Source organism: Prevotella phocaeensis, from assembly GCF_900065875.1.
Classification (GTDB): Bacteria; Bacteroidota; Bacteroidia; order Bacteroidales; family Bacteroidaceae; genus Prevotella; species Prevotella phocaeensis.
On the sequence record NZ_LT160620.1, the window covers coordinates 21,256 to 33,637 of the forward strand.

Below are 12,382 nucleotides of genomic sequence, written 5' to 3' on the forward strand. Positions count from 1 at the left end.
AATTACAAGTTCTATTATTATAATCTGAGTAACTCTTTAACCCCACTTACCGAAAGTTTGATCTTTTCGTAGTTATCCATGAGGTTAACATCGAGCGTATGTTTTGCCTTAGCATAATGGTTTTCGCGCCTTGCGAGCTGTTCTTTTATGAACTCCTGCACTTCTTCGCCTGTCTTGTCGAGCAAAAGAGGGCGCACCGTCTTGCCCATCTTCAGATGACCATACAGCACTTCAGGCGTAGCCTTAAGGTAAACCGTCTCGCCTTGACGATTCATGTAGTCCATATTATCGAAGAAACAAGGTGTACCGCCTCCGCAACTTATTACCGTGTCTTCGAACTCCGCGACTTCATGGAGCATATTATGTTCTATCTTTCTGAAGCCCTCTTCGCCCATTTCATCGAAAAGTTGTTTCACCGTTTTGCGCATTCTGCTCTCGATATACCAATCAAGATCATAGAACGTTAGGTTTAACTCCTTGGCCAATGCCCTGCCTACAGTCGTCTTACCCGAGCCCATATAGCCAATGATGATTATTCTCTTCATTTGCGTTTCGGTGCCTTTACCAATGTTGTGTCTACGATTTCTTTACATTGTTCGTAAGTAAGTTCGTCCGCTTTGGCATGCAATGCTTTCGGCAAACGATAATTCTGTCCGTTGTAGGCGATATATGGGCCATAGCGACCATTGAGCACTTCCATCTTCGTATCCTCGTTGAAAGTCTTGATGTGACGTGCCTTTTCCTGCTTACGTTTTTCCTCTATCAGCGCTACTGCCGTTTCATAGCCCACGCTTAAGGGATCTTCGTGTTTCGGAAGCGATACATATTTCTTATTATGGAGTATATAAGGGCCGAACCGACCGGCACCGATAACAACAGGAGTTCCCTCAAATTCGCCTATGGTACGGGGCAGTTTAAACAATTCCAACGCCTCTTCGAGCGTTATGGATTCCATACTTTTATCAGATGGGAGTTGCGAGAAGCGTGGCTTATCATTATCATCAGCCGAGCCAATCTGTACCACCGGCCCGAATCTGCCTATCTTCACGAACACGGGTTTGCCGCTTGCGGGATCGGTGCCAAGCAGACGTTCGCCCGCTTTATGCTCGCTACGCGAGTTCATCACCTTATCTACAACAGGCTCGAAATCTTTATCGAAGCTCTTCATCATGGCCTTCCATTCGGTTTTGCCTTCGGCTATACGGTCGAATTTTTCCTCTACATTCGCCGTAAAATTATAGTCCATAATCTCCGGAAAGTTCTTTATAAGAAAGTCGTTCACCACGGTTCCTATATCCGTAGGCAAGAGTTTTCCCTTTTCATTGCCCGCCATTTCCTTTTTGTTGCGCGTGGTTATCTTTGTTCCTTTGAGCGAATCAATAGTATAAGCACGCTCCTCGCCTTTCTTGTCGCCTTTCTGTACATATTCTCTTTGTTGGATAGTGCTGATCGTAGGAGCATATGTAGACGGACGGCCTATACCGAGTTCTTCCAATTTATGTACCAAACTGGCTTCGGTATAGCGTATAGGACCTTGTGAAAAGCGTTGGGTTGAAATGATTTCACGGCGGTTGAGGCAATCGCCTTTTGTCAGTTTAGGCAACATATGACTAAAGTCGTCTTGCGGATTATTATCATCTTCGTCGGTCGATTCGCGGTATACTTTCAAGAAACCGTCGAACACCGTCACCTCTCCATTGGCAATAAACTTCTCGTCGGCGCCGCTCACATCGATGGTAACCGTAGTCTTCTCGATCTCTGCATCGGTCATCTGCGAGGCTGCCGTACGCTTCCAAATAAGTTCATAGAGGCGACGTTCCTGTGCTGTTCCTTCTATCGAAGTCTCGCTCATATAGGTAGGACGGATAGCTTCGTGTGCCTCTTGCGCCCCTTTTGCGCGGGTATGATAGTTACGGGGATGGCTATATTCGGCGCCATAAAGCCGTGTAATCTCTTCCTTGCTTGTGTTCAATGCTAACGAAGACAGGTTTACGCTGTCGGTACGCATATAAGTAATACGACCGTTCTCGTAAAGATGCTGTGCTACCATCATGGTCTGCGAAACCGTGAAGCCAAGTTTGCGGGCGGCTTCTTGTTGGAGTGTAGACGTTGTAAAGGGCGGTGCCGGCATACGTTTTAGCGGTTTTTTAGCGATAGATGCTATAGTAAACTGCGCATCTTTGCACTTTTCGAGGAATGCAACGGCCTCCTCGTGGCTACGAAAGCGCTTATCGAGCTCGGCTTTTACCTCTGAAGCGGAACCATCTGCATTGGTTATCGCAAATATACCATTCACCCGATAGTACGATTCGGTCTTGAAAGCCTGTATCTCTCTCTCTCTTTCCACGATAAGTCTTACGGCTACGCTTTGTACACGTCCGGCCGAGAGTGCCGGCTTTACCTTTCGCCAAAGCACCGGCGACAGTTTAAAGCCCACAATGCGGTCGAGTACACGGCGTGCCTGCTGTGCATTCACGAGATTCATGTTAAGATGGCGGGGCTTTTGTATGGCTTCGAGGATGGCCGGCTTGGTAATTTCGTGGAATACGATGCGGCTTGTTTTCTCCTCATCCAATCCGAGTACCTCGCACAGGTGCCACGAAATAGCTTCACCCTCGCGGTCTTCATCGGAGGCAAGCCATATCTTTCGGGCGCTTTTGGCATTCTTTTTAAGCTCATTTACAAGTTTCTTTTTCTCCTCAGGTATCTCGTAATCCGGTTCAAGCGTCTTGGTGTCGATGCTTAGTTCTTTCTTTTTAAGATCACGGATGTGCCCGTACGAGGACATCACTTTGTAGTCTTTACCCAAGAATTTTTCTATGGTTTTAGCCTTGGCGGGACTCTCTACAATTACTAAATTCTCTTGCATAGCTTCGTAATGTACATTTATTTAGGGCGCAAAAATAAACAAAACTTTCGCTTTCACCTTATTATATAGTAAAAATTTCAACTTTTTTAAGGAATAAGAGGCGATAAGCAAATAATACATACAAAGAAAACAATTTCGATAATCAGGCGTATAAAGAATAAAAAAATAAGAATATACAGTTTTAATGTTATCTGTTATCTGCCATATAAAATGCTATATATCAATAAAGTACAACCGATTTCAGCATAATGGTATGATAGTAATATGATGAAAAAAGCGATGCGAAAAACTGCCGTATGTAAATCGTATATAGCACAAGGCGATAGATGATGAAGATTATTTGCACTATTTAATTATGATAGGAGTTTCGTTTAATTGCGATACATGAGCGGTGTAATACACAAAAACCTACAAGGAATGAATATTTTTATGCATCTCTTTGCATAACGAATAAAAAGTTTTACTTTTGCAGAACAATGGTACTCAATTACATTTGGATAGCTTTTTTCATTATAGCCTTCGTGATTGCTTTGGTGAAACTGACCGTTATGGGCGACACAACGGTGTTTCCGGCCATGATGAATTCTGTATTTGAGTCTTCTAAAACGGCATTCGAAATCTCTTTGGGGCTTACCGGAGTGCTGGCATTCTGGCTCGGTGTTATGAAAATAGGCGAGAAAGGCGGCATTGTGAATGCTATGGCACGCCTGTTGAGCCCTGTGTTTTCGAGGCTTTTTCCCGACATTCCGAAAGGACATCCCGTAACCGGAAGCATCTTTATGAACATTGCAGCCAACATGCTCGGGCTGGATAATGCCGCTACACCGTTGGGGTTAAAGGCTATGGAGCAGCTCCAAGAGCTGAATCCCAAGAAAGATACGGCCACCAACCCTATGATTATGTTTCTTGTGTTGAATACTTCGGGGCTGACACTCATCCCTATCAGCATCATGGTATATAGGGCCCAACTGCATGCGGCGCAGCCTACAGATGTGTTTATCCCTATACTTCTCGCTACTTTTTTCTCAACCTTGGCCGGTATTATCATTACTTCGATTTATCAGAAAATCAATCTATTGAACCGAGTGATGCTCTCTACACTCGGTGGAATGCTCGCCGTGGTGGCGTTGATTATCTATGGGTTCGGACAGTTGGATAAAGATACGATGAACGTGGTGAGTACCAGTGTGGCCAACATCTTGCTCATGACGATTATAACGGCTTTTATTCTTGCCGGCGTAAGGAAGAAGATTAATGTGTACGAGGCGTTTATAGAAGGTGCGAAAGACGGCTTTACTACTGCCGTGCGCATCATTCCCTACCTTGTGGCCATACTTGTAGGCATCGCAGTTTTTCGTGCTTCGGGCGCTATGGAAATGCTTGTCGACGGCGTGGCATGGGTTGTAAATGCCTGCGGCGGCAATACAGACTTCGTAGGGGCACTGCCTACTGCTCTTATGAAACCTCTTTCGGGTTCGGGTTCACGTGGTATGATGATCGATGCTATGACGACTTACGGCGCCGATTCGTTTGTCGGTCGGCTGAGTTGTATCTTCCAAGGCTCTACAGATACTACATTTTATATCCTTGCCGTGTACTTCGGCAGCGTAAGTATCAAGTACACACGCCACGCAGTTGCGTGCGGTTTGCTTGCTGATCTTGCGGGTACGGTCGCTGCAATAGCCATTGCATACATGTTCTTTTAGGAAAGGTAAAGAGGTAGGAAGGTAGAAAAAATAAAAAGTATGGGGAATTTAAAGTCATTGGCAAAAGATACTGCCATTTATGGATTGAGCAGTATCGCGGGAAAGTTCGTAAACTATCTGCTTGTTCCGATACAAACGTTCAAGTTTGCTGCCGAGGGCGGACAGTATGGAATTATTACCAATATTTATAGTTATATAGCCATATTGCTCATCATTCTGACGTATGGCATGGAAACAACATTCTTCCGTTTTGCCAACAAGCCCGGTATGGATGCACAGAAAGTGTATTCCACCACGCTCAGGATGGTGGGATTTGTGGCTTTGGTGTTTGCCGTATCTGTATTGATATTCCTTCATCCCATTTCCACAGTGATGGGGTATGGAGACCATCCCGAATTTGTGGGTACGATGGGCGTGTGCATTGCTGTCGACGCATGGACGGCTATCATGTTCGATTACCTTAGATATGAGCATCGCCCCGTTAAGTTTGCAATGCTCAAGATAATCAATATCGGCATGAACATTGTGCTTAATATTCTCTATCTGATTGTTCTTCCGGCACTGAAGATAAATCTTTTCGGAATTTACGACAGCGAATTTCATTTGAATGTGGCGTTCGTGTTTTATATAAATTTGATATGTTCGCTGGCTACCTTGCTCATGCTTTGGAAAGAAATGAGTGGTATAAGGTTCGGGTTCAGTAAGGATATTTGCAAAAAAATGCTTGGCTATACATGGCCGATGCTCATTCTGGGCTTGGCAGGACAGCTTAATCAGAGCGCTTCGCCCATCCTTTTTCCGTACTTCTTCAGCGGATCGAGTCACGAAGGCAATATACAACTCGGTATTTATGGCAGCTGCATCAAGATCGCGATGATAATGGTAATGATCACACAGGCATTCCGTTACGCTTACGAACCGTTTGTCTTCGGCAAGACGAAGGACAAAAACAACAAGGAGGCCTATGCTAAAGTGATGAAATATTACCTGATTTTCACGTTTTTGGCATTCCTCTTGGTCATGGCATACATGGATATATTGCGGTTTGTCGTAGCTCCCGACTATTGGGAAGGGCTGAAAGTAGTGCCCATTGTGATGGGGGCAGAGATTATGTTCGGCGTGTATTTCAATCTTTCTTTTTGGTACAAACTTACCGATAGGACCATTTGGGGGGCTTATTTCTCGGGGTTAGGCTGCATAGTGCTTATTCTTACCGATGTTTTGCTTATTCCCCGTTTCAGCTACATGGCATGTGCATGGGCGGGATTTGCCGCTTACGGGGTTTCCATGCTTACATCCTATTTCGTCGGACAGCGCTATTATCCCATTAAATATCCATTGAAAGAGATTGGTATTTACCTGCTTTTGACATTGATATTGTTCGCCGGTATTATCGTTTCCAATGCAGTTCTCCCCACATGGGCATCGCTGCCGGTCAACACATTGCTGGTGCTTATCTTCCTCGCATACATGGTCAAAAAAGACTTCCCGCTGAAAACTCTGCCCGTAGTGGGTAAGTATTTCGGGAAATAAAATGCTAATACCGATAATTATATGACAAAGAAAGAGGCGATGAAACTGATTGATGACAAGAAAGTCCGTGTAGTTTAGGACGATGAGACAGTTTTGTTGAATAATAAATAACAATTAAATAAAAGTATGAAGAAAATTCTTTTACCGTTGTTGATGACATTTTTTCTGCTTGTACCTTCATCGTTAAAAGCCGACGAAGGTATGTGGACGCTCTACAATCTGCCACAGGCCGTGTATGAACAGATGCGGGCCGAAGGCTTTCAGCTGCCTTACAACGATCTTTATTATGGGCAGAATGCCATAAAAAATGCAGTGGTTAACTTCTCTGGATATTGCTCCGGAGTGGTCGTTTCGCCCGACGGACTGGTGTTCACCAACCATCATTGCGGGTTTGAAGCTATCAGAAGTCATTCCACAGTGGAACATGATTACATGCTGAACGGCTTCTGTGCCAAGAGTTATGAGGAAGAATTGCCCAATAAGAATATGTTCGTGTCGTTCATGATCGATCAAAAAGACGTCACTCCACGCTTGCAACGAATGGGTTTCGACTATAAAACGAAAGCTCAAAAGGAGGTGCTTATCGATTCTCTGCAGCGCCTGTTGACCGATTCGGTGAAGCGTATAGACTCGACACTTCATGTGGATATCGGCGCTTTTTACGAAGGTAACAAGTATTATGCCACCACCTATCAGGACTTTACCGACCTCAGACTGGTTTTTGCCGTACCAAAATCGATGGGTAAGTTTGGCGGAGAGACCGATAACTGGATGTGGCCGCGCCAGACATGCGACTTCTCTGTGTTCCGTATTTACGCAAATCCCAAGACTAACGGGCCTGCCTCGTACAGCAAGGACAACGTTCCGTATCATCCGAAGCATTGGGCTAAGGTGAGTATGCAGGGTTACAAAGACGGCGATTTCGCCATGACGATGGGTTATCCGGGCTCTACGAGCCGCTATCTTTCATCGTATGGCATCCGTGAAATGCGAGATGCCGAGAACACACCGCGTGCCCAAGTGCGCGGAGTGAAGCAGGCAGTGATGCAAAAGCATATGCGTGCCGATGAAGCAGTGCGTATCAAGTACGACTCGAAGTATGCTCAAAGCGCCAATTACTGGAAGAATTCCATCGGTATGAACAAATGTATCGACTCTATAGGCATCATCAACCAAAAACAGGAGTACGAACGGCGTATACGGGAATGGCAGGATAAGACCGGTTTTTTGAGAGGTAAGCTCGATTTCAATAAGATGCAGCGGCTTTACAACAAGCGTTTCGACGCATTGCGCACCTATATGTACTGGCGTGAAACGTTCATTCGTACCAACGAGTTTACCACCCGTGCCATGAAGTTGTTGCAGGTACCGGTGGAAGGTCCGAAAGATAAGCCTAAAAAACAGTACATCGTTTTCAAAGACAATAGCGATGAATGGGATGCATCTCTTGACAAAGAGGTACTTGCAACCTTGCTCAAGAACTACAAGGAGCATGTTGCGGCAAAGGATTTACCGGCATTCTACAAGGACATCGAAATTAAATTCGGCGACGATTATGCCAAGTTCGTGGACTTTCTTTATGAAAATTCTTTCCTCATGAAGAGCGGTGAGCGCATTTACATCAACAAGAAAAGCTACAAAAAAGATCCGGGCGTGCAGTATAGTCTCGACCTGCTCGACTTCATGAGCGAGCATGCAGAGGTGCTTAACAGTGTGTCCGACAGCATTAATGAGCAGGAAAAATATCTTTGTGCAGCCAAACTGCGCATGGAAGAAGACTTTCCGCATTACTCGGATGCCAACTTTACCATGCGTTTGAGTTACGGACAAGTGGGCGGTTTCAGCCTCGGAGGTAAACCGTCCGGCTATTATACTACCGCTGAAAGTATTGTCGAAAAGATGAATAGGGGCAATGAAATCTATGAATATCAAGCTGAACCGATCATGAAAAAGCTGTTATCGGCTAAAGATTTCGGTCCTTATCAGGACAAGACGAGTGGTAAGATGCAGCTATGTTTTCTTACCAACAACGACATTACGGGCGGAAACAGCGGTTCTCCCATGTTCGATGGATACGGAAACCTAATAGGTTTGGCCTTTGATGGTAACTGGGACAGCCTTTCGAGCGATATTAATTTCGACAAACGTCTTGCACGTTGCATCGGCGTAGATATTCGCTATGTGCTCTTCATGATGGATAAATGGGGGCATGCCGACAGGCTTTTGAAAGAAATCGACGCGAAATAAGATACACATTCGCACGCAATAAAACAGCAAAGGCAAGTTTGCAATCCGCTTGGAGACGCAAACTTGCCTTTGCTGTTATGCCGTTTATCGGGCATCGTAGTCTTGGGGAGGTATATCGGAAGCCATGCCTTCTTGAAAATCCGTGCCATGTTCGTAGAGATATTCCGGTGCGATATCGGCGCCGTTGTACCAAAATATAGTATGATCTAACCCGAACTGTTCGAATTTCTTTTTGTCTTTAAGCTCTTCAAACATCGGAAAACGCAACAAAGGTTCCAAGTCTACTTTCTTTGTTTCCCCGTTATTGAATGAGCAGAGGAGCGTATAGCCTCCCAAATATTCTACTTCTGTTACTTTCAGCATATTCTATCTCTTTATTTTTTCTATTCGTTCACCACGTTGAGCTTTATCTCATATTCTCATAATTTCGTCCATGTTTCGGTCGATAAAGTCATTGACGATCTTAACAGCCCTTGGCTTTGCATCGCCTTCTATGGCTCTATCCGAGAGGGTTATGGTAAATTCGCCGTCACCGCTTCTTACATGTAGGTGCGGCGGATTATGATAGAAAGCATAGATATAGATTAATATACCCCTTATAACGAATACTGCTCCCATTACAAAACACTGCTTCTGCAAATATAAACGATTTATTTTAAAAGCCAAAATAATTAGGGTGAAAACGCGCAGATTGGTACAGAACGAACGATTTCTTATTCATATATATGAGGCAAGACATTATAATGTCAGGCATGTTATGTATGAATATACCCATTGAAATTACAAGAAGGTATTGCCCGACATACAATGTCAGACAAATGTCGGCATTTATTTGCAGATAATAGCATATTATTTCGCTAACTTTGCAAATAAATTTTTTATTAGTAAACGTTATGCGTCGACTTCTCATTCTGTTTGTTTTCTTTATTCTGGCAGCGTTTTTTGTAGATACGCTTTGCCCGTGTATAGACGACAGACCTCCCGAAGTGAGGTTTGAAGAGCGCCTTAAGAGAGCATATTTGCTTACTTATGACAACGATGATTTCGACTTCAGTGTACAATATCCGAGTTTCTTTACCGTTCAACCCGACTCGCTGATCGACTGCGCAGGCTGTGTGCAGTTCTGTTATCGGGCCGATTGGGCGAACATAGTGCTCGAATATCATGTAGCCAAACCCGTCGAAGGAGTGAGTGCGAGAACCTATGCAAAACGTGTGGCCCAACGGAAAAAGGCCGATAAATTACGCCTGCACGGCGGTTCTTTCATTATTTCCGGCCGCCTGTACGAGGGGTACAGATACCACGAAAAGCATATATTGAAAGATACACTGTGGCATGTATATGCTCTCTATTACCCGGAAAGTTATCAAACCCACATTGCGCGTTTGTTTCGCATGATAGACCGGTGGCAAATAGAAACACCTGAGAAAACTCCGATAAAATCGCTTTGTTGTAAAAAAATGCATGACTGAATGTCACAAAACAATCTTTCGGGTGTTTATATAGTAGTACCCTGTAAAAACCGAGTACATTTACTAAGGGCCGTATGTCGACTTCATGAAAATAATGTTTCTTCTTTTTTGAAATAATATCGGTTCCATCTATGTCTCATATAGTAAACAAGAATTTAATGAAAAAACTCTTTTTGCTTTCCATGATGTTGCTCCTTGTAACGTGTATATGGGCTCAAAACATCACCGGAACGGTGGTAAATGAGAAGTTATCCCCCGTGTCTTTTGCCAACGTATCGCTGCTTCGTGCCGATTCTTCGTTCGTTTTAGGCGCAAAGACCGATGTGCGAGGAGCGTTTCGCATATCGAAAACCGCCGGTGCAAAGTTCCTCAAAATCTCGTGTGTGGGCTATCAAACTAAAGTAGTGGCGTGCGACAGCACCGTTATGGGCAACATCATCTTGAAGAGCGAAGTAAAAACATTGGGCGAAGTCGAAGTGATTTCTCAACAACAACTCATTAAACAAGAGGCCGACAAGTTGTCTTATGCTGTAGAAAAGGATCCCGATGCCGCAACCGTAACCGTGATGGAAATGCTGCGCAAGGTGCCTTTGGTGTCGGTAGACGGGCAAGACAACATCACCGTAAAGGGAAGCAGCACCTTTAAAATCTATAAGAACGGTCATCCGGATGCCAGTCTGTCTACCAACCCCAAGGAGGTTTTGAAAGCTATACCTGCCAACATGATCAAACGCATAGAGGTAATTACCGAGCCGGGTGCCAAATACGATGCCGAAGGAGCTACAGTCATACTCAACATTGTGATGAAAGAAAACAGTCAAGTCAAAGGTGTTACCGCTACTGTTACGGCAAGAAGTTCCTCACGGAAAGGCGCTATGGCAAGCACATATCTTGCTGCCCAGATCGGCAAACTCGTGGTGTCGGTGGATTACACTTTCTCCCGACAGAGTAAAGAACAGACACGAAGCGAGTCCGAAAACACGCAACAATTCAAGAATACGGGCAATACGCTTGCCGTAAACTCGCAAGGAACGAACGCAGGCAATGTACATTTTGCAAGCATTATGGCCAGCTACGACATCGATTCGCTCAACCTGATGACGCTGTCTACCGACGGTTACGGTTACACTTTCGATCTGAACCGCACTTCAAACACATCGATGACCGGCGCAGACGGCCGTCTGCTTTATAGATATGCAAGCGATTACCGTTCTCCGGGTTACAGCTTTGCCAATTGGAACGGCCGCTTCGACTACGAACACCGTACACATCTTAAAGACGAAGTGTTCACTTTCTCTTACATGCTCTCCACCACGAAGCAAACAACAAACTCGAATACCGCCTACAGCGATATGATCAACATGCCGGTGAGTTATAGCGGATATGCACAAAACAGTAGGGAAAGATTCTACGAACACACGTTGCAGACCGACTACGTGCGACCTATCTCTAAGTTTCATAAGATAGAGATGGGGACTAAGTACATATGCCGACTGAACAAGAGCCATACGATGCTTGCCTACAACGGCACTGCCAATAACGTCGACCGGCGTTTCGACCACAACACGCAGGTAGCTGCAGCCTATCTGTCGTATATGTTTACTAAAGACAAATGGTCGGCTCGTGCAGGCTTGCGCTACGAATACAGTTATTTAGATGCCCGTTATCCCGATGGCACGGGTACGGATTTTCACCGTCATTTGAACGACTGGGTGCCTTCGGCCAGCATTACGTACCGCATAAGTGCGGCTAACAGTCTGAAAGTAAGCTATGCCACGAGCATCAACCGCCCGGGTATATCTTATCTTAATCCGGCGGTTATCAGCACTCCCACCTATGTATCGTATGGCAACAGCGACCTTTCAAGTTCGCGAAACACCTCTTTCGGCGTCACTTTTATGCATATCGGCCCAAAGATAACGTGGCACCTGAACCCCTTTTACGAGTTTGCCGACAACCGTATCTCCTCCATGAGGTTCGCCAAAGACGATGTTGTGTATTACACATACGGCAACATTTTGCGTTACCGGAGGGCCGCTCTTTCGTTCTACACCCGCTGGCAAGCAACGAAAACCACCACGCTGATGCTCAACAGTTCGCTGAACTATCTGTATAACAATAACCCGAACGAGGGCCTTACCATGCATAAATGGTACGATGAAATGTATGCCAATCTTTCACAGAAATTGCCATTGGGGCTACAGCTTGGCGTGTATGCGGGTGGAATATTGGGACATCAAGTTAGCGGGGTGTATGGTTATAACGACGGATACCGCTATCATGGCGTCAGTTTGCAGCGCTCTTTCCTCAAAGAGGATCGCCTTACGGTAAGGTTGATTGCATCGGATGTGCTTGATGGCAACCGCATTCGTTACCGAACGTTTACCACGCAGGGCGACTATACAGGGTTGAACTGTTCGTATCTCCCGGGAGCAACAGTATCTCTCAGCGTATCGTATCGCATCGGTAAACTGAAAGGACAGGTGAAGAAAACCGAGAAAACGATCGACAATAACGATGTGGTGGGCGGTCTGTCTCGCAATGCCGATAAATAA

9 protein-coding genes are annotated in these 12,382 nt (G+C 45.1%); 5 read left to right on the plus strand and 4 right to left on the minus strand.

What is annotated here, in order from left to right:
- Window positions 1-17: 17 nt before the first annotated feature.
- Together BN3912_RS01700 and topA are read right to left on the minus strand one after the other, a co-directional pair.
- Window positions 18-545: a shikimate kinase gene (locus BN3912_RS01700; RefSeq protein WP_036859409.1), complete on the minus strand. Its 528-nt coding sequence runs from the start codon at window positions 543-545 to the stop codon at window positions 18-20.
- Window positions 542-2,869: a type I DNA topoisomerase gene (gene topA, locus BN3912_RS01705; protein ID WP_023984273.1), complete on the minus strand. Its 2,328-nt coding sequence runs from the start codon at window positions 2,867-2,869 to the stop codon at window positions 542-544. The genes BN3912_RS01700 and topA overlap by 4 nt, the downstream gene beginning before the upstream one ends.
- 476 nt (window positions 2,870-3,345) lie before the next feature.
- Between topA and BN3912_RS01710 the strand changes: the two genes are divergently transcribed.
- The 3 genes from BN3912_RS01710 (at window position 3,346) to BN3912_RS01720 (ending at window position 8,355) form a co-directional block, all read left to right on the plus strand.
- Window positions 3,346-4,575, plus strand: a complete 1,230-nt coding sequence (locus BN3912_RS01710) for a nucleoside recognition domain-containing protein (protein ID WP_004369290.1) — start codon at window positions 3,346-3,348, stop codon at window positions 4,573-4,575.
- Window positions 4,576-4,614: 39 nt separating this feature from the next.
- Window positions 4,615-6,108, plus strand: coding sequence for a polysaccharide biosynthesis C-terminal domain-containing protein (locus BN3912_RS01715; protein ID WP_023984274.1), 1,494 nt, complete (start codon window positions 4,615-4,617; stop codon window positions 6,106-6,108).
- Between the two features lie 126 nt (window positions 6,109-6,234).
- Complete coding sequence (locus tag BN3912_RS01720; protein WP_023984275.1) at window positions 6,235-8,355, plus strand: S46 family peptidase; 2,121 nt, start codon at window positions 6,235-6,237, stop codon at window positions 8,353-8,355.
- An 84-nt stretch (window positions 8,356-8,439) separates the two neighbouring features.
- Here BN3912_RS01720 and BN3912_RS01725 read toward each other — a convergent pair whose 3' ends face one another.
- Both BN3912_RS01725 and BN3912_RS01730 read right to left on the minus strand, forming a co-directional pair.
- The gene (locus tag BN3912_RS01725; protein ID WP_023984276.1) at window positions 8,440-8,718 is read right to left on the minus strand and encodes a DUF2442 domain-containing protein; all 279 of its coding nucleotides are present in this window, start codon (window positions 8,716-8,718) and stop codon (window positions 8,440-8,442) included.
- Window positions 8,719-8,766: 48 nt separating this feature from the next.
- Window positions 8,767-8,973, minus strand: a complete 207-nt coding sequence (locus tag BN3912_RS01730; RefSeq protein ID WP_051403437.1) for a DUF4160 domain-containing protein — start codon at window positions 8,971-8,973, stop codon at window positions 8,767-8,769.
- Window positions 8,974-9,248: 275 nt separating this feature from the next.
- On the opposite strand from BN3912_RS01730, the gene BN3912_RS01735 reads away from it, so the two are divergent.
- The gene (locus tag BN3912_RS01735; protein WP_023984278.1) at window positions 9,249-9,827 is read left to right on the plus strand and encodes a hypothetical protein; all 579 of its coding nucleotides are present in this window, start codon (window positions 9,249-9,251) and stop codon (window positions 9,825-9,827) included.
- A 158-nt stretch (window positions 9,828-9,985) separates the two neighbouring features.
- Entirely contained in the window at window positions 9,986-12,382 is a 2,397-nt protein-coding gene (locus BN3912_RS01740) for a TonB-dependent receptor domain-containing protein (RefSeq protein WP_230204616.1), read from the plus strand.